The sequence below is a fragment of the Streptomyces sp. NPDC048420 genome (genome assembly GCF_040651535.1).
In the GTDB taxonomy this organism is placed as follows: Bacteria; Actinomycetota; Actinomycetes; order Streptomycetales; family Streptomycetaceae; genus Streptomyces.
The window spans coordinates 19054-42744 of sequence record NZ_JBEZKG010000002.1; the positions used below are offsets into that span (position 1 = coordinate 19054).

Annotated in this window: 24 protein-coding genes; 17 read left to right on the top strand and 7 right to left on the bottom strand. The window is 71.5% G+C overall.

Annotated features, from left to right (window positions below):
* The first annotated feature begins 14 nt into the window (after positions 1–14).
* The 5 genes from araA (at position 15) to AB0D34_RS02775 (ending at position 5396) form a co-directional block, all read left to right on the top strand.
* On the top strand, positions 15–1526 hold the full coding sequence (araA, locus tag AB0D34_RS02755; protein ID WP_362655451.1) for an L-arabinose isomerase: 1512 nt from the start codon (positions 15–17) through the stop codon (positions 1524–1526).
* 31 nt (positions 1527–1557) lie between these two features.
* The gene (gene araD, locus AB0D34_RS02760; RefSeq protein ID WP_362655454.1) at positions 1558–2286 is read left to right on the top strand and encodes an L-ribulose-5-phosphate 4-epimerase AraD; all 729 of its coding nucleotides are present in this window, start codon (positions 1558–1560) and stop codon (positions 2284–2286) included.
* A gap of 485 nt (positions 2287–2771) precedes the next feature.
* A complete protein-coding gene (locus AB0D34_RS02765; RefSeq protein WP_362655457.1) occupies positions 2772–2975 on the top strand; it encodes a cold-shock protein in 204 nt (67 codons plus the stop codon).
* A 178-nt stretch (positions 2976–3153) separates the two neighbouring features.
* The gene (locus AB0D34_RS02770; protein WP_362655460.1) at positions 3154–4665 is read left to right on the top strand and encodes a DEAD/DEAH box helicase; all 1512 of its coding nucleotides are present in this window, start codon (positions 3154–3156) and stop codon (positions 4663–4665) included.
* A gap of 380 nt (positions 4666–5045) precedes the next feature.
* A complete protein-coding gene (locus tag AB0D34_RS02775) occupies positions 5046–5396 on the top strand; it encodes a helix-turn-helix domain-containing protein (RefSeq protein WP_362655463.1) in 351 nt (116 codons plus the stop codon).
* A gap of 294 nt (positions 5397–5690) precedes the next feature.
* On the opposite strand, the gene AB0D34_RS02780 is transcribed toward AB0D34_RS02775, so the two are convergent.
* From AB0D34_RS02780 to AB0D34_RS02790, 3 genes are all read right to left on the bottom strand, one after another.
* Entirely contained in the window at positions 5691–6083 is a 393-nt protein-coding gene (locus tag AB0D34_RS02780; RefSeq protein ID WP_362655466.1) for a hypothetical protein, read from the bottom strand.
* Positions 6084–6209: 126 nt separating this feature from the next.
* A complete protein-coding gene (locus AB0D34_RS02785; RefSeq protein ID WP_362655469.1) occupies positions 6210–7184 on the bottom strand; it encodes a DMT family transporter in 975 nt (324 codons plus the stop codon).
* The gene (locus AB0D34_RS02790; protein ID WP_362655472.1) at positions 7181–7786 is read right to left on the bottom strand and encodes a TetR/AcrR family transcriptional regulator; all 606 of its coding nucleotides are present in this window, start codon (positions 7784–7786) and stop codon (positions 7181–7183) included. The genes AB0D34_RS02785 and AB0D34_RS02790 overlap by 4 nt, the downstream gene beginning before the upstream one ends.
* A 172-nt stretch (positions 7787–7958) precedes the next feature.
* On the opposite strand from AB0D34_RS02790, the gene AB0D34_RS02795 reads away from it, so the two are divergent.
* The 10 genes from AB0D34_RS02795 (at position 7959) to AB0D34_RS02840 (ending at position 16851) form a co-directional block, all read left to right on the top strand.
* The gene (locus AB0D34_RS02795; RefSeq protein WP_362655474.1) at positions 7959–9638 is read left to right on the top strand and encodes an FAD-dependent monooxygenase; all 1680 of its coding nucleotides are present in this window, start codon (positions 7959–7961) and stop codon (positions 9636–9638) included.
* Between the two features lie 236 nt (positions 9639–9874).
* Positions 9875–10348: a hypothetical protein gene (locus AB0D34_RS02800; protein ID WP_362655477.1), complete on the top strand. Its 474-nt coding sequence runs from the start codon at positions 9875–9877 to the stop codon at positions 10346–10348.
* A 231-nt stretch (positions 10349–10579) separates the two neighbouring features.
* Positions 10580–11206 carry a class F sortase gene (locus AB0D34_RS02805; protein WP_362656605.1) on the top strand — a complete coding sequence of 209 codons (627 nt, stop codon included), beginning with the start codon at positions 10580–10582 and terminating at the stop codon, positions 11204–11206.
* Positions 11207–11352: 146 nt separating this feature from the next.
* A complete protein-coding gene (locus AB0D34_RS02810; RefSeq protein WP_362655480.1) occupies positions 11353–12507 on the top strand; it encodes a SchA/CurD-like domain-containing protein in 1155 nt (384 codons plus the stop codon).
* A 244-nt stretch (positions 12508–12751) separates the two neighbouring features.
* Positions 12752–13204, top strand: a complete 453-nt coding sequence (locus AB0D34_RS02815; RefSeq protein WP_362655482.1) for a cupin domain-containing protein — start codon at positions 12752–12754, stop codon at positions 13202–13204.
* Positions 13201–14469: a beta-ketoacyl-[acyl-carrier-protein] synthase family protein gene (locus AB0D34_RS02820; protein ID WP_362655485.1), complete on the top strand. Its 1269-nt coding sequence runs from the start codon at positions 13201–13203 to the stop codon at positions 14467–14469. Before AB0D34_RS02815 ends, AB0D34_RS02820 begins: the two co-directional genes overlap by 4 nt.
* Positions 14466–15716, top strand: a complete 1251-nt coding sequence (locus AB0D34_RS02825) for a ketosynthase chain-length factor (protein WP_362655488.1) — start codon at positions 14466–14468, stop codon at positions 15714–15716. Before AB0D34_RS02820 ends, AB0D34_RS02825 begins: the two co-directional genes overlap by 4 nt.
* A gap of 43 nt (positions 15717–15759) precedes the next feature.
* A complete protein-coding gene (locus tag AB0D34_RS02830) occupies positions 15760–16017 on the top strand; it encodes an acyl carrier protein (protein WP_362655491.1) in 258 nt (85 codons plus the stop codon).
* Between the two features lies 1 nt (position 16018).
* Positions 16019–16498, top strand: a complete 480-nt coding sequence (locus AB0D34_RS02835) for an SRPBCC family protein (protein ID WP_362655494.1) — start codon at positions 16019–16021, stop codon at positions 16496–16498.
* A 20-nt stretch (positions 16499–16518) separates the two neighbouring features.
* A complete protein-coding gene (locus tag AB0D34_RS02840) occupies positions 16519–16851 on the top strand; it encodes a TcmI family type II polyketide cyclase (RefSeq protein WP_362655497.1) in 333 nt (110 codons plus the stop codon).
* Between the two features lie 58 nt (positions 16852–16909).
* Here the strand turns inward: AB0D34_RS02840 and AB0D34_RS02845 are convergent, their stop codons facing one another.
* On the bottom strand, positions 16910–17974 hold the full coding sequence (locus AB0D34_RS02845) for a methyltransferase (RefSeq protein WP_362655500.1): 1065 nt from the start codon (positions 17972–17974) through the stop codon (positions 16910–16912).
* A 42-nt stretch (positions 17975–18016) separates the two neighbouring features.
* Positions 18017–19102: a right-handed parallel beta-helix repeat-containing protein gene (locus AB0D34_RS02850; RefSeq protein ID WP_362655502.1), complete on the bottom strand. Its 1086-nt coding sequence runs from the start codon at positions 19100–19102 to the stop codon at positions 18017–18019.
* Positions 19103–19291: 189 nt separating this feature from the next.
* Here AB0D34_RS02850 and AB0D34_RS02855 point away from each other — a divergent pair, with 189 nt between their 5' ends.
* Entirely contained in the window at positions 19292–20059 is a 768-nt protein-coding gene (locus AB0D34_RS02855; RefSeq protein WP_362655505.1) for a polysaccharide deacetylase family protein, read from the top strand.
* A gap of 60 nt (positions 20060–20119) precedes the next feature.
* Here AB0D34_RS02855 and AB0D34_RS02860 read toward each other — a convergent pair whose 3' ends face one another.
* Positions 20120–20839 carry a DUF4232 domain-containing protein gene (locus tag AB0D34_RS02860; protein ID WP_362655508.1) on the bottom strand — a complete coding sequence of 240 codons (720 nt, stop codon included), beginning with the start codon at positions 20837–20839 and terminating at the stop codon, positions 20120–20122.
* A 187-nt stretch (positions 20840–21026) separates the two neighbouring features.
* Here AB0D34_RS02860 and AB0D34_RS02865 point away from each other — a divergent pair, with 187 nt between their 5' ends.
* Complete coding sequence (locus AB0D34_RS02865) at positions 21027–22337, top strand: helix-turn-helix transcriptional regulator (protein ID WP_362655511.1); 1311 nt, start codon at positions 21027–21029, stop codon at positions 22335–22337.
* Between the two features lie 22 nt (positions 22338–22359).
* Here the strand turns inward: AB0D34_RS02865 and AB0D34_RS02870 are convergent, their stop codons facing one another.
* A complete protein-coding gene (locus AB0D34_RS02870; protein WP_362656608.1) occupies positions 22360–23643 on the bottom strand; it encodes a phosphatase PAP2 family protein in 1284 nt (427 codons plus the stop codon).
* Positions 23644–23691: the final 48 nt, after the last annotated feature.

The window sequence follows — 23691 nt, forward strand, 5'->3', positions numbered from 1 at the left end:
AAGGACCCACCCTCATGGACACCAACACCACCCCCTATCCCGACCAGGAGATCTGGTTTCTCACCGGCAGTCAGGGCCTGTACGGCGACGACGTCCTGCGCCAGGTCGCCGACCAGTCGCGGAGCATCGCCGAGACCCTCGGCAGGAAGATCCCGGTCAGGGTCGTGTGGAAGCCGGTCCTGACCGACGCCGACGCGATCCGCAGGCTGTGCCAGGAAGCGTCCGCCTCCGACACGTGTGTGGGCGTGATCGTGTGGATGCACACCTTCTCCCCGGCGAAGATGTGGATCGCGGGCCTGTCCGCCCTGGACGTGCCCCTGCTGCACCTGCACACCCAGTACAACCTGTCGCTGCCCTGGCCGAGCATCGACATGGACTTCATGAACCTCAACCAGGCCGCCCACGGGGACCGCGAGTTCGGCCACATCGAGTCCCGGGTCGGCGTCGACCGGAAGATCGTCGCAGGTCACGCCACTGACCCGCGGGTCGTGCGGCGGGTCGCCGCCTGGGCGCGGGCGGCCGTGGGCCGGCATGCCGCACGCACCCTGCGCCTGGCCCGCTTCGGCGACAACATGCGCGATGTGGCCGTGACCGAGGGCGACAAGGTCGAGGCGCAGTTGCGGTTCGGGTTCTCGGTGAACACCTACGGTGTCAACGACCTGGTCGCCGTGGTCGACGCGGTCGAGGACAAGGCGGCGGCCGAACTGGCCGCCGAGTACGTCGAGTTGTACGACGTGGTCCCGGCCCTGCGCCCCGGCGGCATCCGCCACGACTCCCTCCTGTACGCCGCCCGCCAGGAACTGGGCCTGCGCACCTTCCTCACCGAGGGCAACTTCACCGCGTTCACCACCAACTTCGAGGACCTCGGCGGGCTGCGCCAGCTCCCCGGCCTCGCGGTCCAGCGGCTGATGGCCGACGGGTACGGCTTCGGCGGCGAGGGCGACTGGAAGACCTCCGCCCTGCTGCGGGTGCTGAAGGTGATGGGCCAGGGACAGCCCGGCGGCACCAGCTTCATGGAGGACTACACCTACCACCTGGGCCCCGGCACACCCCGCGTCCTCGGCGCGCACATGCTGGAGGTCTGCCCCTCGATCGCGGCCGCCCGGCCCAGCTGCGAGATCCACCCGCTGTCCATCGGCGGCCGCGAGGACCCCGTCCGCCTGGTCTTCAACGCGGCCGAAGGCCCCGCCGTCGTGGTCGGCCTCTCCGACCTGGGCGACCGCTTCCGCCTGACCGCCAACGCCGTCGACGTCGTCGCCCCCAGCGAGCCCCTGCGCAGGCTGCCGGTGGCCCGCGCGGTGTGGAAGCCGCGCCCCTCACTCGCGGAGTCGGCGGAGAGCTGGCTGCTGGCAGGCGCCCCGCACCACACCGTCCTGACCTCCGCGGTCGACCTGGAGACCCTGACGGACTACGCGGCCATGACCGGCGTCGAACTCCTGACCATCGACGAGAACACCCGCACCGAGCAGTTCGGCAAGGAGATCCGCTGGAACGCCGCCTACCACCGCCTCGCCCAGGCCCTGTGACGGCCATCCCCGCACTCAAGGAGAACGACCGATGACCACCACTGTTCGGGAGGGCCTGCGCCGGGAGGTACTGGAGGCGAACCTCGCCATACCCCAGGTCGGCCTCGCGACCCTGACCTGGGGCAACGTGAGCGGAATCGACCGCGAGGCGGGCGTGTTCGTCATCAAGCCCTCGGGGGTGCCCTACGAGGACCTGACGATCGACGACCTGGTGACGGTCCGCCTGTCCGACGGGGCGGTGGTCGCCGGTGACCTGCGCCCCTCCACCGACACCGAGACCCACCGCTGCCTGTACCTGGCGTTCCCGTCCGTCGGCGGCGTGACCCACACCCACTCCACCCACGCCGTCGCCTTCGCCCAGGCCCGCCGCGACATCCCCGTCCTGGGCACCACCCACGCCGACACCTTCAACGGCCCCATCCCCGTCACCCGGGACCTCACCCCGGCGCAGTGCGCGAAGGACTACGAGTACAACACCGGCCGCGTCATCGTGGACCTACTGGAGGAGGACGACCAGAAGGCAGCCGAAGTCCCCGCCGCCCTCGTCGCGAACCACGGTCCCTTCACCTGGGGCACCACCGCCCGCAAGTCCCTGGAACACGCGATCATCTGCGAAGCCGTCGCCGACATCGCCCTCCACACCCTGTCCCTGTCCCCGACCTCACCACCCCCCGCCCACCTCCTGGAGCGCCACTACACCCGCAAACACGGCCCCGACGCGTACTACGGCAATCCGGATACGGCTCTCTCGAAGCGGTGACCGATGTGGGGCCGGCCACGACAGACCCGGCATCGTCCGGGCCAACCGGGAAGGCAAGGCCACGGCCCGAGACAGCGGCCCGTAGAAGGCGCATGCGTGCTCCCTGACGGATGTGACCTTCGTCGCGGGAACGGGGTTTCGGTGCGTTCGCCGTCGGGTCGTCCGCTCCGCGGGTCGTGGTGCCACATCACCCGTCGGAGGAGGTCACAGGGCTGCGGACGGAGGGGCGCGGCCGCCGGGCCGCGGCCACGGTGGGCAATATCTGTACCCGTGAAATGAGAAATAGACACGGGGCACGGCAAGTATTCCCCGACCGCCGGGCGGATCGGAATTACCGGCCGCACGCGGCCCGTCGCACCGTGCTAGTGTCGACGCCAGTTGCAGGTGTGGTTGCCAGAAGGTTCATTTCCGACGGGTTAATCAGCACGGCGACACGGAATTCACGCAGGGTGAATTCCTGAAACCGTCTCCGAAGGAGAAATGACATGGCTACCGGTACCGTGAAGTGGTTCAACTCGGAAAAGGGCTTCGGCTTCATCGAGCAGGACGGCGGCGGCCCCGACGTCTTCGCCCACTACTCGAACATCGCCGCCCAGGGCTTCCGTGAGCTGCTGGAAGGCCAGAAGGTGTCCTTCGACATCGCGCAGGGCCAGAAGGGCCCGACGGCCGAGAACATCGTTTCCGCCTGACACCGGCGCAGCGCACCCGCGCAAACTTCGCAGCTGGGTCCCGCACCTCGGGGTGCGGGACCCGGCTCGCCGCGTTTCAGGCGCGGCCCCCATCGATCTGGCTCGTTCTCGCGATTCTCTGCGCCGCTCGTCTGCTGCGGGAATCCCTTGCTGCGCGCCGTATCAAGGAGATCTCCGTATGAACAACAGCAGGCGTACCACCCGCACCCATGACCGCCGCGGCGGAGGCACCGCCTCCAACCGCGTCGGCGCTCCGCGCCGTGCGAAGGCGCCCGGAAAGCGACCGGCCGTACAGGGCGAGTTCGCGCCGCCGAAGACGATCACGCCCGCGCTGCCCCCCGTCGAGGCCTTCGCCGATCTCGCCATGCCCAAGCAGCTGCTGGCCACGCTCGGCCGCGAAGGCGTGACCGTGCCGTTCCCGATCCAGGCGGCGACCCTGCCGAACTCCCTGGCCGGTCGTGACGTGCTCGGCCGGGGCCGCACCGGTTCCGGCAAGACCCTCGCCTTCGGACTCGCCGCACTCGCGCGTACGGCGGGACGCCGGGCCGAGCCGCGGCAGCCGTTCGTCCTCGTTCTGGTCCCCACCCGCGAGCTCGCCCAGCAGGTCACCGACGCGCTCACGCCGTACGCCCGCTCGCTGAGCCTGAGGCTGGCCACCGTCGTCGGCGGGATGTCCATCGGCCGACAGGCCAGTGCGCTGCGCGCCGGCGCCGAGGTGGTCGTCGCGACCCCCGGGCGGCTCAAGGACCTCATCGAGCGGGGCGACTGCCGGCTCGACGAGGTCGGCATCACGGTCCTCGACGAGGCCGACCAGATGGCCGACATGGGCTTCATGCCCCAGGTCACCGCACTCCTGGACCAGGTGCGCCCCGACGGGCAGCGGATGCTCTTCTCGGCCACCCTGGACCGCAACGTCGACCGGCTGGTGCGCAACTACCTGCACGACCCCGTCGTCCACTCGGTCGACCCCTCCGCCGGCGCGGTCACCACGATGGAGCACCACGTCCTCCATGTGCACGAGGCGGACAAGCACCGGACGACCACCGAGATCGCGGCACGGGACGGCCGGGTGATCATGTTCCTCGACACCAAGCACGCGGTGGACCGGCTGACCAAGCACCTGCTGAGCAGCGGTGTCCGGGCCGCGGCCCTGCACGGCGGCAAGTCCCAGCCGCAGCGCACGCGGACCCTGGCCCAGTTCAAGACCGGGCATGTCACGGTCCTGGTGGCGACCAACGTCGCGGCCCGCGGTATCCACGTCGACGACCTCGACCTGGTCGTCAACGTGGACCCGCCCAGCGACCACAAGGACTACCTGCACCGCGGCGGTCGTACGGCCCGGGCCGGCGAGTCCGGCAGTGTCGTCACCCTGGTGACCCCCGGCCAGCGTCGTGAGGTGAGCCGGCTGATGACCTCGGCCGGCATCACTCCCCAGATCGCCCAGGTGCGCTCGGGGGAGGCCGAGCTGAGCCGCATCACGGGTGCCCAGGCGCCTTCCGGGGTCCCGGTCGTCATCACCGCGCCCGAGCCCGAGCGGCCCCGCGCGGCGTCCTCCTCGCCGTCCCGCGGCCGTCGGGGACGCCGGGGACAGGGCCAGAGCGGACAGTCCGGGCAGGGCCGGCCCGTCGGCGAGGCGTCGCGGCGCAGGGGGCCGCGGCGGACCGGCTCGGGGTCCGGCACCGCTGCCTGACCCGTCACAGAACCGAAGAGGGCCCCGCCGACGTACGTCGGCGGGGCCCTCTCTGTTGGCCCACGGTCGTCGGCACCAGCTTGGCTGTGGCCCTCGAACACCAAAATCTGCTCTTGTCGCAGTAGACATTGGATCCTGGACCGGTTACTGTTTTTCTCATCAACACAGTCAAGGGAGACCCGGCAGACATGAACTGCCGGGTAGCAGTACCTGAAGTTCCAGGCCAGTACCGCAAGGCCCAGGATTGGATGGTGGTCCCCGGTCACGCAGCCAGAGAAGGTCGGCGCAGCATGACGGCCGGCAGATGGTGTTGAATTCCCTTCGGGGCCCTGGTGCCGTACGGCATCGGGGCCCCTCGACGCGTTGCACTACGAGGTGACATGGCAGCAGATAACCCGCTCAGCGATCGTCTGGACGACGACGACTACCCCGCGTACACCATGGGCCGGGCCGCCGAGATGCTGGGCACCACCCCGGCGTTCCTGCGTGCTCTCGGGGAGGCTCGTCTGATCACGCCGCTGCGCTCGGAGGGCGGGCATCGCCGGTACTCCCGCTACCAGCTGCGGATCGCCGCCCGCGCCCGCGAGCTCGTCGACCGGGGAACGCCGATCGAGGCCGCCTGCCGCATCGTCATCCTCGAGGACCAGCTCGAGGAGGCGCAGCGCATCAACGCCGAGTACCGCCGTGCCGCGAAGGCGGCGTCCGACCGTTCGGGTGCGCATCGGGGGTGACCCGGACGCGCGGGCCGTACGCCCGCGCGAGTGTCGCGGTCGCGGGGCCGCGGCTGCCAGGACGGACGGCCCGGCTGCGCGCGAGGTGCTCGGCGAGGGTCCGGGACGCCGGTGCCCCGGCCCGGCTCGGAGACGCCGTACCCGCGAGCCTTCCCGCGGCCACACCGCCACCGTCGTCTGCCCGGTGGCGGCGGCTCGCGACGAGACCACCCGCGGCGGCCTCGCCTCCTCACCTGCACCTGACGGCAGCGGCCGGACCGCAGACCCTCGGCCGACGACCGAGACCTCCCGCACCTACGCCGACTCTGTCGCCCGCGCCGCACGATGGCGGTGGCTCGTGAGCAGGCCGCCTGCCGCGCCCAGGGAGACCAGGCCCATGCAGGCCGCGCCGATGATGCCCTTTGCGCCGTCCATGGTGAAGTACAGGGCCGCGGCGGTGCCGCCGTTGAAGAGGAACAGGAACCACAGGGTGCCCGGGCGGCCCAGGAACGCCTTGATCTTCGGCTTCTTCGCGATCCGTGAACCGGCGATCAGGGCCACCACACCACCGGCGATCGTGGCGGCGGTCTTGGCGGTGCCGTCGAGAAGGGCTTCCGCGCCGCCCGCGCTCATGGCGAGGCCCACGGCGAACGTGCTCCACAGGAAGAGGTCGGCGAAGGGAGAGGTGGCGGTCTTCAAGGACTTCACGGGCTTCACGGGCTTCACGGGGGTGGCCTTCCGGGACGGACGCGGGGAGCGCGGGGTGGGCTTTTCCGGATCTCTTCGATCCGTCGTCCACGATCCCGTCCGGCGGCTCACGTCACGAGGGAGCCTTCACCCGAACCCCTGGTGCAGCCCGCTACACCCCTCGGACCGAGCCCGGCGCCGGCGGCGTATGGGCGTCGGCGCCGTGAGGACGACCAGGCAGGCGATGATCAGCGCCAGGCCGGTCCAGCCGACCGCGGGCAGGCGTTCGCCGACGATCACGACGGCGAGGACGGCCGCCACGGCGGGTTCGAGCAGGGACAGCGTGGTGGCGGTGCTGGCGGGCACATGAGCGAGCCCCCAGCCGAACAGTACGTAGCCGGCGAACATCGGGACCAGCGCCATGTAGGCGCCGACCGCCGCGTTGGACCAGGAGGCGACGAGCGGGGCCCCGGTCGCCAGCAGGACGGGGACGAGGAGCAGGCCGCCCAGGCCGAAGACCGCGCCCATCGCCGCGCGAGAGGGGATGCGGCGGGTGATGAGCCGGTGTGCGGCCCAGGAGTAGAGGGCGTAGGTCGCGGCGGCCACCAGGCCAAGGGCGACGCCGAGCAGTGTGCCGGCCGTGGATGCCTGGCCCGTGTCACCGGTGCCGTGGGCGGCTTGGGCCACGCACAGCAGGGCGGTGCCGAGCAGGCCGAGGGTGGCGGCGAGCAGCCAGCGGCGGGTGAGCCTACGGCCGTCCAGGACACGTTCGATGACCGTCGAGGCCAGCGGCGCGGTGCCGATCGAGACCACGGTGCCGGTGGCGACCCCGGCCAGGTGCATCGAGGTGTAGAAGGCGAGGGGGTAGACCGCCACCGAGACCGCGCCGAGGAGCACTGTGCCGCGTTGTTCGCGCAGGCGGCCGGTGTTGCGGATGATCTGCCGGGTGGCGGCGAGGGCCTGGAGGAGTCCGCCGAGGCCCATCGCGACGGCGCCGACCGCGAGCGGGCCCACGCCCGGGGCGAAGGTGGCGGCCGTACCCGTCGTCCCCCACAGCACGGCGGCCGCCAGCACGCACAGCGCCCCCGTCCCGGCGAACCGGCCCGGTCCCGCGCCCTTCACAGCCGGTCCAGCAGGGCCGCCGCGAGCGACCGGGCGTGCTGGAGTCGTTCGCCGTCGCCTTCGAGGCCCGCGCGGGCCATCGCGCCCTCCAGCAGGAAGGCGAGGTGCTCGGCTGTGGCCCGGGCTTCGTCGGGCCGGGTGGGCAGCAGTCGCTCCAGGTGCCCCGCGATCAGCCGCTCCACCTCCTCCTTGTGGGCACGGACCACGTCCCGGCCCTCGTCCCCGGCCGGGAGCTCCGCGGCGGCGTTGAGCAGTCCGCAACCCCGGAACCCGTGCTCGTAGGCGAAGGCGGCGTGATCGGCGTAGGCGTCGAAGACCGCCAGCACACCGTCGCGCGGGCCCTGGGTCCGCTCCAGCCGCGCCCGGTACAGCCCGAGCCACTCCTCGTGCCGGGCGTCCAGGTAGGCGCGGACCAGATCGGCCTTGGAGGAGAAGTTGTTGTACAGGCTCATCTTCGCCACGCCCGCGTCGGCGGTGATTGTGTCGATGCCGGTGGCGGCCACGCCGTCGGCGTAGAACCGGCGGGCTGCGGCGGCCAGCAACCGCTCCCGGGCGGGACGCCGCCGCCCTGTCGCAGCCGCACTCGCGGGGGTGTCGCTCATTCACTTCCTTAAGTAGGTAGGTCGGTCTACCTAGACTACCCGTACCCGCCGACTCGGCGAACCAGACGGGTTAAGCGGGTGAAGCTTGCGGTTGCGTACGTGGCGTGGGGCATGCATGTAGCTCGCGGCCGGACCCGGCCGGATCGGCGGACCGACGCGCTGGAGGCAAGCGATGCAACAGAGAGCCGACCACCCCGACCTCACGACCCATCAGGTCCCGGTCCTCATCGTCGGCGGTTCCCTCGTCGGCCTGTCGACCTCACTGTTCCTGGGCCGGTTGGGCGTACGCCACACCCTGGTGGAGCGCCACGCGGGCACCTCCATCCACCCCCGCGGCCGGGGCAACAACGTCCGCACCATGGAGCTGTTCCGGACGGCCGGCGTGGAGCGGGGGATCCGGGAGGCCGCCGCCACACTGGCCGACAACCACGGGATCCTGCAGACGCCCACCCTCGTCGGTGACGCGGGCGAGTGGCTGTTCAAGGAGATCGACGCGGGCGGCGGCCTGGCCCGCTTCAGCCCCAGCTCCTGGTGTCTGTGCAGCCAGAACGACCTGGAGCCGGTGCTGCTGGAGCACGCCGAGCGGCTCGGCGGCGACCTGCGCTACGGCACCGAACTGCTGTCGTTCGAGAGCGCACCCGACGGCGTCACCGCCATCGTCAAGAGCCGGGAGACCGGCGAGCACACCACGATCCGGGCGGACTACCTCGTCGCCGCCGACGGCCCCCGCAGCCCCGTCCGCGAGCAGCTCGGCATCGGCCAGAGCGGTCCGGGTGACCTGTTCAGCAACGTCAGCATCACCTTCCGCTCCCGCGGTCTCGCCGAGGTCGTGGGCGAGCGCCGCTTCATCGTCTGCTATCTGACCGACCCGGAGGCCGACGGCGCCCTGCTGCCCGTGGACAACCGGGAGAAGTGGGTCTTCCACGCCCCCTGGCACCCCGAACTCGGGGAAACCCTGGAGGAGTTCACCGACGAGCGGTGCGTCGAGCACATCCGCCGCGCGGTCGGGGTCGCCGACCTCGACGTACAGATCACCGGCCGGGCTCCCTGGCACGCCGCCCAGCGGGTCGCCCGGAGCTACCGGTCGGGCCGTGTCCTGCTGGCCGGTGACTCGGCCCACGAGATGTCCCCCACCGGGGCGTTCGGCTCCAACACCGGTATCCAGGACGCGCACAACCTCGCCTGGAAGCTGGCCGCGGTGCTCGGCGGCTGGGCCGGCGAGGGGCTCCTCGACACCTACGACGCCGAGCGCCGCCCGGTGGCGGAGGCGACCAGCGCCCGGGCCGCCGCACGGTCGGTGGAGCACAGCCACCCCGGTTTCGCCCCGCCGCCCGGCGCGGGCGGCGGCGGTGCAGGTGGCAGTGGCCCGCAGCGCGGCATCCTCAACGTGGCCCTCGGCTACCGCTATCCGCAGGGCGCCGTCGTCGGCACCGACCCGGCGGCCCCGGTCGTCCCCGAACGCCTCGACCTGTCCGGTGCACCCGGCAGCAGAGCACCCCATCTGGCGGTCCGGCACCGAGGTGAACGGATCTCCACGCTGGACCTCTACGAGCGGTCGTTCGTCCTGCTCAGCGGCGCCGACGCCGGTGGCCCGGGCGGCTGGCACGGGGCCGCCGTAGGCCTGGCCGAGGAGATGTCCGTCCCGCTGACCTCGTACCGCCTGGGCCAGGGAGCCCATGCCGAGCTGGTTCCCGAGGGCGGCGCGGACTGGGCGGCCGCCCACGGGACGACGCCCGAGGGTGCCGTACTCGTGCGGCCCGACGGGTTCGTGGCCTGGCGGTCGCCGGGGCCGGTCCCGGATGCGCAGTCGATGCTGCGTCAGGTCCTGACCAGGCTGCTGTCCCTGGACTGAGCTGCGCGTATACGTCGATCGGACGCCACGTCAGGCACCGTGCCGGACGTGGCGTCAGACGTTTCGTCAGATGTGCCGGAGGGCTCCCTCGGGCGCCGGGGACCCGGGCGGTTTCACCCATGTGATCGTCCTGAGTGGTGGGGGAAGGGCAACTGGCTGACGGTGGATCATGTCGCGGCGGGCCACTCCAGCTGACGAAGCAGCAGCTGCCCGGCCGCCGACGGAAGGAACGTCAGATGCGCTCTGCTCGCATGATCCTGGCCACCGCGGCCGCTTCGACCGTCCTCGTTCTCGGTGCCCCCGGCGCCTACGCGGCCGGCGACGACTGGGACCAGACGGACTCCGGCTACAGCAAGGAGCACGACAAGGAGCACGACAAGGGCAGCGACCACGACAAGCCGCACGGTGGCATGCACACCGGTGGCGGCGCGCTGACCGCGGTGAACGCGGACGACTGGGGCACCACGAAGGACCCCAAGCACGACCCGGAGACCTACAAGAACAAGGACGAGCACGGCAAGGACTCCAGCGGCAAGCAGGAGGACGGTGGCTGGAGCGGCGGCCACGAGAAGCCCAGGGGTGGCATGCACACCGGCGGCGGCGCGCTGGCCTCGCCGGACATGACCGCGGGCGGACTCGCCGTCCTGGCGGTCGTCGGAACCGGGCTCTACGCGGCGCGTCGCAAGAGGACCGCCGGAAGCATGGCCTGACCCATGCCGGATGCGATAGCCGCTGAGGCCGCCACGCGTGCGCGCCGCGTGGCGGCCCGGCGGCTCTCCCCGAACCCTCTCTCCCGTCCGATGTGCCGCCGTGCCCCGGTGAGGTTGATTCCGTTGGCAGTTCGTCCCTCTTCCCCCGCAGACAACCCCGGCAGCCGCCCCTTCGACAACCTCGGCGGCGGTGAACCGGCCGGGAACGGACGGGGATCCAACACCAGGCTCGTGCTCGGCGCCGTAGCGATCCTGGCGCTGGCCGTGAGCCTGTTCGGCGGCAACGACTCGTCGCCCGGCGACGCCTCCCTCCCCCCACGGGCCGCACCCGCACCCGTCTCCGCGTCGGCTCCGGCGGCGGGTAACCCGGCGGACCGGCCGACGGCACGCGCGACGGGCCGGCAGCTGCCGCGATCGGCGCCCGTGCGCCTGCTCATCCCGAAGATCTCGGTCGACGCCCCCTTCACCAAGCTCGAGATCGGCCGCACGGGACAGCTGGAACCACCGCCCGCCGCCGACACGAACCTCGTCGGCTGGTACGCCAAGGGCGCCTCCCCCGGTGAGGTGGGCACGTCGATCATCGCCGGGCATGTGGACACGGCGACGTCGGCGGCGGTCTTCGCGGACCTCGGGGAACTGGAGAAGGGGGACGTCTTCCACGTCGAACGGGCCGACGGGCGCCGGGCGTCCTTCGTGGTCGACAGCGCGGAGACCTTCGAGAAGGACGACTTCCCCAGCCGACGGGTGTACGGCGACACGGACCAGGCCCAGGTCCGGCTCATCACCTGCGCCGGCGAATACGACCGTACGGCCAAGGACTACACGGACAACCTGGTGGTGTTCGCCCACCTCTACTGAGCCCGTCCCGGCCGTTCGACCGGTCGATCACCCGCACGGTGCACACGAGTCGCGCCCTTCACAGGGCGGGCACAGGATCGAGGCACGCCGAGGTCACCTCCCCTGTGACCGACGTCCGTTCCCCCCACCAAGGAGTTGTGCGCAGGATGACCACCACGTCCGAACGTGTCACGAAACCACTTGCACAAGAGGCGTCGCAGCGGGTCTCCCAGTCCGTGTTCGACGGCTCGAGGCTCCGTGTCGTCCTGCTGGTCGATGTCTACGACGGCGCCCAGCAGCAGTTCCTGGAGGCATACGAGCAGCTGTGCAACCAGGTCGCCTCCGTGCCCGGGCATGTCAGCGACCAGCTGTGCCAGTCCATCGAGAACCCCTCCCAGTGGCTGATCACCAGCGAGTGGGAGAGCGCCCCGCCCTTCCTGACCTGGGTGAACAGCGAAGAACACGTCCGGATGGTGGAGCCCCTGCACAGCTGTGTCAGGGACACCAGGTCGCTGCGCTTCCACATCGTGCGCGAGACCGGCGGACCGGCGGTGGACACCAAGGCGGGCAAGCGCCGGCTCCAGGCCTCCCCCCGTATCGGCGACGGCCTGATCCGGCACGCGCTCACCTTCACCGTCAAGCCGGGCAGCGAGGAGGCCGTCGCGAAGATCCTCGCCGACTACGCCTCCCCCGAGCCGCGCGTCGACGACACCACCCGGCTGTGCCGCACCTCCCTGTTCATGCACGGCAACCGGGTGGTGCGGGCCATCGAGGTGCGCGGCGACCTGCTCGCCGCACTGCGCCACGTCGCCCGGCAGCCCTCGGTACGGGCCGTCGAGGAGGCCATCAACCCCTATCTGGAGCAGGACCGGGACCTCGACGACCCCGAGTCCGCCCGGGTCTTCTTCACCCGCGCCGCGCTGCCCGCCGTACACCATGTGACGGCCGGTCAGGAGAGCCCGGACGCGGTGCGGCACGCGTTGTACTACCCGGCCCGCGAGGGTCAGGGGATGCGGCTGGCCGAGCTGCTCGCCCGGCAGGACGAGGCGGCGGCGGACGATCCCAAGGGTCCGGTGCTGCGCAGCACGATCTTCCAGCGCGACGACATCGTGGTGCGGCTGGTGGACGTGCGCGGCGGGCTCGGCACCGACTCCGGCCCGGTGCTCGGTCTCACCGATCCCGGTCAGGCGGCCGAGCTGACGGCGCTCCTCGACGGTGCGGCCCTCGGGGCGGACGGTCCGGCGGGGGGCGGCGCACCCTCCCGTCTCCTGGCGGGCTCCCGCATGGAACTCGTCACCGACCGTCGCTCGCCGGACGCCTGATTCACCGTCACCCGGGCCGTGTCGGTGGTGGCGGCCCGCCGGGTGGTGCAGTCGGACGGGCTTCGTGTCGTCGCAGGTCGTGACCGTCCCGGTGCGGGGCCGCGGCCGGACATGGGCCGCCCGGCGCGGCCGGGACTCCCTGCACCACTCGGCGGGACGCCACTCGTGTCGGTCACGCCCTCATGTAGGTGCGGCACATGTAGGTGCGGCACATGTCGATGCAGCACATGTTCGGAGGAACGTCGTGATCATTCGTCATCCCGGAATCGTGGATCTCAGCGAGGTCGAGCCCAACACCCGGCGCGGTGGCGACCTGCGCGCCATGCTCACCCCCACCACGGTCGGCTCCACCAGCGGTTTCATGGGCGTGGCCATCGTGCAGCCCGGGGACCGCATCGCCGAGCACTACCACCCGTACTCCGAGGAGTTCATCTACGTCGTCTGCGGGCAGCTGGAGGTGGACCTGGACGGTGAGTCCCATCCTCTCCAGCCCGAGCAGGGGCTCCTGATCCCCGCCCACATGCGGCACCGCTTCCGCAACGTGGGCAAGGTGGAGGCCCGGCTGGTCTTCCACCTCGGCCCGCTGGCCCCGAGCCCGCCGCTCGGGCACGTCGACACCGAGGACGCGAACGGCGTGCCGATCCCGGTGGAGCCGGCTCCCGTCGCCGCGGCCGAGCCCTCACAGGTCCGCTCATGACCAGGCGCGTGGCGGTCACCGGCCTCGGTGTCGTCGCCCCGGGCGGCATCGGCGTCCCGGCCTTCTGGGACCTGCTGTCGGGCGGCCGTACGGCGACCCGGGGCATCACCTTCTTCGACCCGGCCGGGCTGCGCTCCCGCATCGCCGCCGAGTGCGACTTCGACCCGGCGGCCCACGGCCTGGACGCGGAGCAGACCGCCCGCTGCGACCGGTACATCCAGTTCGCGCTGGTCGCCGGCGAGGAGGCGATACGCGACTCCGGGCTCGACCTCGCCGTGGAGAACCCCTGGCGCGTCGGGGTCTCCATGGGCACCGCGGTCGGCGGGACCACCCGGCTGGAGCACGACTACGTCCTCGTCAGCCACCACGGGCAGCGCTGGGACGTGGACCACCGCGAGGCCGAACCCCACCTCCACCGGGCGTTCTCCCCCAGCACCCTCGCCTCGACGGTCGCCGAACGCTTCGAGGCGCGCGGGCCGGTGCAGACCGTCTCCACCGGCTGCACCTCGGGGCTCGACGCGGTCGGATACGCCTTCCACACGATCGAGGAGGGCCGGGCCGACGTGTGCATAGCCGGCGCCTCGGACTCGCCGATCTCCCCGATCACCATGGCCTGCTTCGACGCGATCAAGGCGACCTCCCCGAACAACGACGACCCGGCCCACGCCTCCCGGCCCTTCGACGCCGACCGCAACGGGTTCGTCATGGGCGAGGGCGGGGCCGTACTCGTCCTGGAGGAGCTGGAGCACGCCCGGGCCCGCGGCGCGCACGTGTACTGCGAACTCGGCGGTTACTCCACCTTCGGCAACGCCTACCACATGACCGGTCTGACCACCGAGGGCCTGGAGATGGCCCGGGCCGTCGAGGACGCCCTCGACCAGGCCAGGACAGACCCGACTGCGATCGACTATGTCAACGCGCACGGGTCGGGCACCCAGCAGAACGACCGGCACGAGACGGCCGCGGTCAAACGGGTCCTGGGCGCGCACGCCTACGACACGCCGATGAGCTCCATCAAGTCGATGGTGGGCCACTCCCTCGGCGCGATCGGGGCGATCGAGCTCGTCGCCTGTGCGCTGGCCCTGGTCCACCAGGTCGTCCCGCCCACCGCGAACTACGAGACCCCGGACCCCGAGTGCGACCTGGACTACGTCCCGCGCGTCGCCCGTGAGCGGCGGCTGCGGAACGTGCTCTCCGTGGGCAGCGGGTTCGGCGGCTTCCAGTCCGCGGTGATCCTGAACCTGCCGAGGGAGAAGACACGATGAGCGAACCGCACCCCCGGCGCGCGGCCGTCACCGGAATCGGTGTGATCGCGCCCAACGGAACCAGCACCGACACCTTCTGGAAGTCCGCCAGGGAAGGCATCCGCGTCCTGGACCGGATCACCCGGGAGGGCTGCGGGGACCTGCCGCTGCGGGTCGCCGGTGAGGTGCGGGACTTCGATCCGCCGTCGGCGGTCGAGGAGCGCTACCTCGTGCAGACCGACCGGTTCACGCACTTCGCGATGGCCGCGGCCGACCAGGCACTCGACGACGCGGGCCTCGACCGGTCCGCGACCGACGAGGCGCCCTTCTCGGTGGGCGTGGTCACCGCGGCGGGTTCGGGCGGCGGCGAGTTCGGGCAGCGGGAGCTCCAGAAGCTGTGGGGCAAGGGCAGCCGCTTCGTCGGGCCGTACCAGTCCATCGCCTGGTTCTACGCCGCGAGCACCGGCCAGATCTCCATCCGCCGCGGCTTCAAGGGCCCCTGCGGTGTGGTCGCCTCCGACGAGGCCGGCGGGCTCGACGCGCTGGCGCACGCGGCACAGGCCGTGCGGCGGGGCACCGACGTGATGGTGGCCGGCGCGACCGAGGCGCCCCTCGCCCCCTACTCGATGGTCTGCCAGCTCGGCTACGCGGAGCTGAGCACCCTGGACGACCCGGACCGCGCCTACCGCCCGTACACCGCCACGGCCTGCGGGTTCGTGCCCGCCGAGGGGGGCGCCATGCTCGTCGTGGAGGCGGAGGGCTCGGCCCGGGAGCGGGGCGCGCCCGTGCGGGCCACCCTGGCGGGCCACGCCTCGACGTTCACCGGCGCCTCCCGCTGGGAGGAGTCCCGGGAGGGGCTGGCCCAGGCCATCCGCGGCGCCCTGGACCAGGCCGGCTGCGCCCCCGAGGAGATCGACGTGGTCTTCGCCGACGCGCTCGGCGTACCGGCGGCCGACCGGGCCGAGGCGCAGGCGATCGCGGACGCCCTGGGCACGCACGCCGGCCGGGTCCCGGTCACGGCTCCGAAGACCGCCTTCGGCCGGGCCTACAGCGCGGCGCCCGTCCTGGACGTCGCCGCGGCGGTGCTCGCGATGGAGCACGGCCTGATCCCGCCCACCCCGGGCGTCTTCGACATCTGCCACGACCTGGACCTCGTCACCACCCGGGCCCGTGCCGTCGAACTGCGCACCGCGCTGGTCCTCAGCCGGGGAGTCATGGGGTCGAACTCGGCGCTGGTGCTGCGGCTCGGCACCGGCGGCGCCTCGTAGCGGGGCGTCGCAAGCATCCGTAAGAAGCAAGGAGAGGAACCGCATGAGTGACCGCATCACCGTGGAAGAGCTGTCCGAGCTGATGAAGAAGGCCGCCGGCGTCGCCGTCGCCCCCGAGAAGCTCCAGCAGGGGTACGACTCGGGCTTCGACACGTTCGGCATCGACTCGCTGGCCCTGCTGGGCATCGTGGGCGAGCTGGAGAACCGGTACGGGGCGTCGATGCCTCCGGACGCGGAGAAGAGCAAGACACCCCGGCTCTTCCTCGACCTCGTCAACAGCGCACTGATGGCGGGAGCCTGACATGGCCGGACACACGCAGAACGAGGTCACCATCGCCGCACCGCTCGACCTGGTCTGGGAGATCACCAACGACGTGGCGGGCTGGCCCCGGCTGTTCAGCGAGTACGCCTCGGCCGAGATCCTCTCCCAGGAGGGCGAGCGGACCACGTTCCGGCTGACCATGCACCCGGACGAGAACGGCAAGGTGTGGAGCTGGGTCTCGGAGCGGGAGCCGGACCGTGACTCGCTCACCGTGCGGGCCCGCCGCGTCGAGACCGGGCCGTTCGCCCACATGAACATCGTGTGGCGCTACGAGGAGGTGCCCGAGGGCACGCGGATGGTGTGGACGCAGGACTTCGCGATGAAGCCGGACGCACCCGTCGACGACGACTGGATGACGGACAACATCAACCGGAACTCCAAGGTCCAGATGGCGCTCATCCGAGACCGTATCGAACAGGCCGCCCGGGAACGCAGGCCCGCGCCGGTGCTGTCCGACTGACGGTTAGGGAGGACAGGCCGATGCACCAGTCCCTGATCGTCGCCCGGATGGCCCCGGAGTCGGCCCTCGACATCGCCAAGGTGTTCGAGGAGTCGGACCGGGGAGAGCTGCCGCACCTCGTGGGCGTCGCCCGCCGCAGCCTCTTCCAGTTCGGCGACGTGTACCTGCACCTCATCGAGTCCGAGCGGGACCCCGGACCGGCCATCGCGAAGGCGGCCGGACACCCGGAGTTCCGGGACATCAGCGAACGGCTGTCGGCGTACGTCACCGCGTACGACCCGGCGACCTGGCGCTCGCCGAAGGACGCGATGGCACAGCGCTTCTACCTCTGGGAGCGGGACGGCGGCTCCTGAGCCGAAGGCGGTACAGCGTCCGCCGGGCACGCGGCTCCCGCGTGCCCGGCGGACGCGGTCACGCCGGGACCGTGCAGTCGAAGGCGTGCAGGTAGGGGTTGACCGGGCTGATGTCCCCGATGACCAGGCCCGCCGCCGTCAGCCTGCCGACCATGCTCTCGGTGGTGTGCTTGGCCCCGCCGACGTTCAGGAGCAGCAGCAGGTCCATGGCGGTGCTGAACCGCATCGACGGTGTGTCGTCGACGAGGTTCTCGATGACCACGATCCGTGCACCCGGGCCGCCCGCCTCGATGACGTTGCGCAGGGTGCGGGTCGTGCTGTCGTCGTCCCACTCCAGGATGTTCTTGATGATGTACACGTCGGCCTGGACGGGAACGGCCGCGCGGCAGTCGCCGGGCACCAGGCGCACCCGGTCCGCGAGCGTGCCGCCCGCCCGCAGCCGTGGGTCGGCGTTCTCGACCACGCGGGGCAGGTCGAGCAGGGTGCCGTGCAGCGACGGGTACTTCTCCAGCAGGCTCGCCACCACGTGTCCCTGGCCACCGCCGATGTCGGCGACCGAGGTGCTGCCCGACAGGTCGAGGAACTGCGCGACGTCCCGCGCGGACTGCACGCTGGAGGTCGTCATGGCGCGGTTGAAGACGTCCGCCGACTCGGGGGCGTCCTCGTTGAGGTACTGGAAGAACTCCTTGCCGTACAGCTCCTGGACGACATTGCGGCCGGAGCGCACCGCCTCGTCCAGTTTCGGCCAGGCGTCCCAGGTCCACGGCTCGGTGCACCACAGCGCGATGGCGCGCAGGCTGTTCGGGTCGTCCTCGCGCAGCAACCGGGACATGTCGGTGTGCGTGAACGTGCCGTCGGGGCGCTCGGCGAAGATGCCGTAGCAGGTCAGGGCCCGCAGCAGCCGTCGTAGCGGCTTGGGTTCGGTCTTCACCGCCGCGGCGAGGTGGTCCGCGGACAGCGGGGTCTCGCCCAGGGCGTCGGCCACGCCCAGCCGGGCGGCGGCGCGGACGGCGGCCGCGCAGGCCGCCCCGAACACCAGCTCCCTGAGCCGCATGGCCGGTGGTGGGGCGGGGTGCGCGGCCTCGGTGGCGGGGGCGGGCTGTGCGGTCCGTGCGGTCGTCATGTGTCGCCTTCCTGCTTCGAGTTCATGGGTGACCAGGACCGGTCAGCACAGCCCCGCGGGCTTCGACGCCCGGCAGGTGTTGCCGTCGAAGGTGTTTCCCGCGCCGGTGTCCGCGTTGACGAGGTCGGCCGGGGAGTTGCCCTGCAGCGTGTTGCCGGTGATGCGGTTCCGCTCGCTGGTGGTGCCCACGAAGCTCTTGAACAGGACGATGCCGCCCGACATCGAGGAGGTGCCGGCGTTGTCCATGACCCGGTTTCCGGTCACCAGGCTGTCCTCGGCGCCGGTCAGCACGATGCCGGAGCCCTGCAGGGCCTCCAGGCGCGCGGTCTTGGGGCAGGACTTGTTGTTCCCGGCGATGTGGTTGTCGCGCACGGTCACGGCCCCGGCCTTCGGCTTGTTCTCGTCGCCCACGACGAAGACGCCCGCGCAGTTGCCGGTGACGTGGTTGTTCGCGACGGTGAGGTTCCTGAGGCGCCGGACGGTGACGCCGATCCGGTTGCCCTCCAGGCGGTTGCGTTCGACCACGGTTCCCTCGGTGTCCGTGGCGCCCGCCTCGGTATTGATGCTGTTGGCGAGGAACAGTCCGGCGTCGCCGTTGTCGCGGGCGGTGTTCTTGCGGAACACCCCGCGGACCGAGTGCTCCTGGGCGATCCCCCAGACCCCGTTCTTCACCGCGGTCACGTTCCGCACGGTCAGCCCGTCGGTCGCCGTCGCGAACACGCCGGTCTTGGCGAAGCCGGTCACGGTGAGGGAGGCGACGGTGACTCCCTCGACGTTCTTGTCCTTCGTCCCGATCACACAGATGCCGTTGCCGCCCGCGGCACAGGTGTTGGCCGCCTTCTCCGTCGTGGCCGCCGTCGTCGTCGTGGCCGGCTCGATGACGGTGCTGCGGCCCATCCCGCGCAGGGTGATCCCGGGCGTGGTCACCTTGACGCTCTCGCGGTAGGTGCCGGAGGTCACCAGGACGGTGTCCCCGGCCGCGGCGGCGTCCACCGCCTTCTGGATCGACTCCCCCGGGAAGACCAGGTGGGTCGCGTGGCCGACGGCACCGGCGGACGGGGCGGCCCCGAGCCCCGCCCCGATGAGCGCCGCGACACACGCCAGGTAAGCCATATGAATTCTCGTCATATTCATCACGTTATGGCGCGAATGATCAGAAATCGGGCGGATAGCCCATCCGTCGGCGTGTCCGGGAACCACCCCGGGATTGTCCTTGATCGGTAACGGACGCATCCCGGAGCGGCCGTTCCTCGTCCTGCCAGGTGGTCACAGGGTGACCGGCGCATCGGCGAGGAACTGCGGGAAAGCGGGACGGGCATGACAGGGCACGGCGGCGGACGGGGCTGGTACGGCAAGGTGTTCGGCGCGGCACTCGGGGTGACCCTGCTCGCCGCCGGAGCCTCGATGTGGACCGCGCAGGCCGGTGTCGAGGGCGGTTCGGCGCCGAAGGCGAAGGCGACGGCGGGCAGTGCCGTCAAGCCGGTCGACGTGACCATCGCGCACGCCTCGGACGCGGGGGCGCACGGCGTCAACCTCACCATCGACGACGGCCCCGACCCCGAGTGGACCCCCCAAGTCCTCGCCGTGCTGCGGGAGTACGGGGTGAAGGCCACGTTCTGCATGGTGGGCACGCAGGCGCAGGCCCACCCGGACCTGGTGAAGCAGGTGGTCGCGGCCGGGCACCGGCTGTGCGACCACTCGGTCTCGCACGACACCACCATGGACAAGAAGTCCGAGGCCTACCAGTCACAGCAGATCCTCGACGCCGAGCGCATGATCATCGAGGCGTCCGGGGGCGTACGGCCGATGTACTACCGGGCACCGGGCGGGGCCTTCACCCCGTACAGCCGCAAGCTCGCCGCCTCCCACGGCATGCGCCCGCTGGGCTGGAACGTCGACACCAAGGACTTCGAACAGCCGGGCACGGACGCCATCGTCGCCACCGTCGAGCGGGAGCTGCCGAACGGCCCGACGCTTCTCTTCCACGACGCGGGCGGCGACCGCTCCCAGACCGTCGAGGCCCTGCGCCTGATCCTCCCCAGGCTCAAGGAGCAGGGCTACTCGTTCGGCTTCCCGGTGCGCTGATCATGGCTGAGGGCCCGCCCGCACGGCTGCCGGATCCTGTTGCTCACCGAATCCAGAACCTCACCAGCTGACGGCGTCGTCCATCGACTGCTGCCAGTAGGTGACCTTGAGGGAGTCGTCGACGTAGACACCCTTCGCGGGCAGGGCCGGGCTCGCCCCCTTGCCGACGCTCTCGTTGCCGGAGCGGCCGTGGAAGTAGACGTCCAGGGTCTTCGCGGTGTAGCCGTGCGCACCGCTGCCGTCGGTGGCGGACAGGCTCACGGAAGCGTAGCCGGACTCACCGGGTTCGAGGGTGACGACCGCCTGCGGCTGGGAGTCCTCGATGACCGGCGGCTCGGACTGGGCGTCGGTGAACTGCACGCTCGGGTAGGTGTAGAGGAAGCAGGTCCTGTTGCCGGTGTTGGTCACCGTGAGCAGCATGTGGTTCACCGGACGGGTCAGCGGGGCCGCGACCGTCCTGGTGTTGGAGCCCTCGCAGGTGACCGGAGTGGTGGAGGCGGCGGGCTCCTTCGACGCGGGGGTGCGGGTTGCGGACGTGGAACCCCCGGCGGAACCGGAGTCGGCGCCGGAGGAACCCGTGGCGCCCGTGGAGTCCGGGGAACCCGGGGACTCGGCGGCCGTGGGCGAGGAAGTGGCGGTGGCGGAGGGGCTCTTGGTCGCCGCGGCGCCCTCGTCCTGGGTGCCTGTGCCGTTGCTGCACGCGGTCAGGGAGAGCGCGGCGAGGACCGTGGTCGCCGCCGCGGCGGCGAGACGGGTGCGGGAAGTACGGAGAGCGGACATGCTGCGGTGCCCCTTCGGTGTTCGGGTGGCGGTGGTGATTGGATGACCGAAGCTTGCGAGGTGATCCGTCCCAACCGCCATACACAGCTGGCAGTTGGGGACACTGGAACGCCGAAACAGGCTCTGACCAGGGGGAACACAAGGTCCCTGGAACGCGTTTCCGGGATGCCGGGGTTGAGGGGAACAGGTGTCACAGGCCACGGAGTCCGCGGAATCGGAGGCGTTCGCACGGCTGCTGCGGGAGCTCAAGGACCGCTCGGGGCTCAGCTACGGAGTGCTCGCCAAGCGCCTGCACATGAGTACGTCGACGCTGCACCGCTACTGCAACGGCACGGCGGTGCCGGTCGACTACGCCCCGGCGGAGCGTCTCGCGCGGGTCTGCAAGGCCACCCCGGAGGAGCTGGTGGAGCTGCACCGGCACTGGATCCTCGCGGACGCGGCACGGGGGCGGAAGGCCGACCAGACCGCTGTGGCGAAGGCGCCGATCCAGGACGACGCTCCGGCCGGTCCGGACGACAAGGCCGACGAGGGCGACGAGGGCGACGAGGGCGAAAGCGGTGAGCCTGTCGTCGTCGGGGCGCCGCACGAGGTCCCACCGCCGCGTCCCCCGTGGCTCCGCCGTCGCCGTACCGCGCTGGTCGTCTCCTCCGTCGCGGTGGTCGCCGCGCTCGGGGCCGTCGCGTACGCCCTGCGTCCGACCGACATCCGCGCCGGGGACACCACGGCGCCGACGGCCACCGGCACCCTGGACATCGGCCCCGAGGAGCAGCCGCCCTCCCTCACCCCGTCGGCCGGCGGGAGCGGACACAGGCCGTCCGCGTCGCCCTCGGTCTCCCCCACCGGCACTCCCCGCTCCCAGGGCGCCGGCGCGCAGGGCACGGACCGGCCCGTCGCCACCGGCGTCCCGATCGCCGTCGCCACCCGCCCCTATGTCTACGACAGTCCGTGCAGCCAGCACTTCCTCGTCGACAGCGAGCCCGCACAGGTCGGCCCGCCGGCCGTCGAGCAGGACGCCCAGCGCTGGGCCGCCGCGTACGGGGCGGTCTCCTCGGGCGAACAGGAGATCGCCCTGACCGTGCAGGGCACCGGCGCGGAGACCGTCGTACTGAACGCGCTGCATGTGCGCGTCCTCACCAAGGGCGCGCCGCTCGCCTGGAACGACTACTCGATGGGCGTCGGCTGCGGCGGCGGGGTCGGCACCAAGTCGTTCGACATCGCCCTCGACGACGGCAGCCCCGCGGTCACCGTCAAGAACGGCCAGCGCGACTTCCCGTACAAGGTCAGCGAGTCCGACCCGGAGGTCTTCTACGTCACCGCCCACACCACGGCGCACGACGTCCGCTGGGACCTCACCCTGGACTGGTCCAGCGGCGACCGCAGCGGGACCGTGCACATCGACAACGACGGCAGCCCGTTCCGCACCAGCGCCGACGTGGGCCGCCCGGGGTACGACTACCCGCTGGGCGCCAGCGAGTGGATCGAGCGGGTGGGCGGCTGAGCCGGACGTACGGCGCGGGCGGTCACAGCAGCTCGGGCTGCAGCTCAGGCCGCCGCTCCGGCACCGGCGCCGGTTCCCACCGGGCCACGGTCCGGACATAGCCGTAGATCACCGAACCCATCGCCAGCAGGAGCAGCGGGCCGGCCAGCCAGGGGTACTCGGCCATCTCCACCGGCAGCAGACGGTACGACACCAGGAGCGCCACGAAGACCGCCGTGCCGTACACGGTCAGCCGCAGACCGGCCCGGTCCCCGCCGCGGTCGTAGGTGCGCACGGCCAGCTCGATGGTGAGGGTGAACACCACTCCGGCGATGAGGTCGACGCCGTAGTGGTAACCGAATCCGAGCGTGGCGCAGAGCGTGGCGATCAGCCAGAAGGTGCCGGCGTGGCGCAGCAGGCGGGGGCCCTTGCGGGAGTGGATGAAGATCGCGGTGGCCCACGCCGTGTGCAGGCTGGGCATGCAGTTACGGGGGGTGACCGTGTCGAAGGGTATGGAGTGCGGGGCGGACACCGGGGGCGGGGTCTGCGGCCACAGGTCGGCCACCGCCCAGCGCCCGTCGCTCGGTATCTGCGGCGACCACAGGGCGATGGACGCCCAGTGGTCGGTACCGGTGCCGTAGGCGAAGACCGGGCCGACCACCGGGAAGATCATGTAGATGGCCGGGCCGAGGAGGCCGATCAGCAGGAAGGTGCGCACCAGGTGGTGGCGCGGGAAGCGGCGCTCCGCCGCCACGTTGCGCAGCTGGTACAGCGCGACGACCACCGCGGCCACCGCGAGCTGCCCGTAGATGGTGTCGAGGAAGTTGAAGCCGAACGCTCCGGTGGCGGTGACCAGCCGGCCCATCAGCCACGACGGGTTGCCCAGGGCGTGGTCGGCGTTGGCCAGATACGGGTCGAGCACGTCCGGCCGGCTCTTCGCGGTGATGAGCAGCCAGACGTCGCCCATCTTGCGGCCCGCCACCAGCACCAGGCCGAGCCCGACGCCCTTCAGCAGCAGGACGCGTTCCGGGCCGGTGCGGCGGGTGAGGGCGAGGACCCCGCAGCCCAGGGTCACCCAGAGCGCGCCGTTGCCGAAGGGATGGCCGTGGGTCACGTGGATGCCGCACGCCGTCCGGACCACGAAGAAGGCGGCGTCGAGGCCGACCGCGGCCGCGAGTGCGACGAGGCGCTGCCGCCAGGTGAGCACCACCATCGTCAGGCACAGACCGGCGTACAGCAGCGGGCCCGACTTGGGCGGGAGCACCAGCTCCCGTACCAGGACGGTGAGCGGCCCCGGCACGCCGTAGTGGCGCGCGGCGAACTCCATCGCCAGGAAGCCTCCGAGCAGCCCGCCACCCGCCGCGGCCCAGAACCT

Coding starts and splice junctions, on each gene's coding strand:
- araA (WP_362655451.1), top strand. CDS start 15: ATGGACACCAACACCACCCCCTATCCCGACCAGGAGATCTGGTTTCTC.
- araD (WP_362655454.1), top strand. CDS start 1,558: ATGACCACCACTGTTCGGGAGGGCCTGCGCCGGGAGGTACTGGAGGCG.
- AB0D34_RS02765 (WP_362655457.1), top strand. CDS start 2,772: ATGGCTACCGGTACCGTGAAGTGGTTCAACTCGGAAAAGGGCTTCGGC.
- AB0D34_RS02770 (WP_362655460.1), top strand. CDS start 3,154: ATGAACAACAGCAGGCGTACCACCCGCACCCATGACCGCCGCGGCGGA.
- AB0D34_RS02775 (WP_362655463.1), top strand. CDS start 5,046: ATGGCAGCAGATAACCCGCTCAGCGATCGTCTGGACGACGACGACTAC.
- AB0D34_RS02790 (WP_362655472.1), bottom strand. CDS start 7,786: ATGAGCGACACCCCCGCGAGTGCGGCTGCGACAGGGCGGCGGCGTCCC.
- AB0D34_RS02795 (WP_362655474.1), top strand. CDS start 7,959: ATGCAACAGAGAGCCGACCACCCCGACCTCACGACCCATCAGGTCCCG.
- AB0D34_RS02800 (WP_362655477.1), top strand. CDS start 9,875: ATGCGCTCTGCTCGCATGATCCTGGCCACCGCGGCCGCTTCGACCGTC.
- AB0D34_RS02810 (WP_362655480.1), top strand. CDS start 11,353: ATGACCACCACGTCCGAACGTGTCACGAAACCACTTGCACAAGAGGCG.
- AB0D34_RS02820 (WP_362655485.1), top strand. CDS start 13,201: ATGACCAGGCGCGTGGCGGTCACCGGCCTCGGTGTCGTCGCCCCGGGC.
- AB0D34_RS02825 (WP_362655488.1), top strand. CDS start 14,466: ATGAGCGAACCGCACCCCCGGCGCGCGGCCGTCACCGGAATCGGTGTG.
- AB0D34_RS02830 (WP_362655491.1), top strand. CDS start 15,760: ATGAGTGACCGCATCACCGTGGAAGAGCTGTCCGAGCTGATGAAGAAG.
- AB0D34_RS02835 (WP_362655494.1), top strand. CDS start 16,019: ATGGCCGGACACACGCAGAACGAGGTCACCATCGCCGCACCGCTCGAC.
- AB0D34_RS02840 (WP_362655497.1), top strand. CDS start 16,519: ATGCACCAGTCCCTGATCGTCGCCCGGATGGCCCCGGAGTCGGCCCTC.
- AB0D34_RS02845 (WP_362655500.1), bottom strand. CDS start 17,974: ATGACGACCGCACGGACCGCACAGCCCGCCCCCGCCACCGAGGCCGCG.
- AB0D34_RS02850 (WP_362655502.1), bottom strand. CDS start 19,102: ATGACGAGAATTCATATGGCTTACCTGGCGTGTGTCGCGGCGCTCATC.
- AB0D34_RS02855 (WP_362655505.1), top strand. CDS start 19,292: ATGACAGGGCACGGCGGCGGACGGGGCTGGTACGGCAAGGTGTTCGGC.
- AB0D34_RS02860 (WP_362655508.1), bottom strand. CDS start 20,839: ATGTCCGCTCTCCGTACTTCCCGCACCCGTCTCGCCGCCGCGGCGGCG.
- AB0D34_RS02870 (WP_362656608.1), bottom strand. CDS start 23,643: ATGGAGTTCGCCGCGCGCCACTACGGCGTGCCGGGGCCGCTCACCGTC.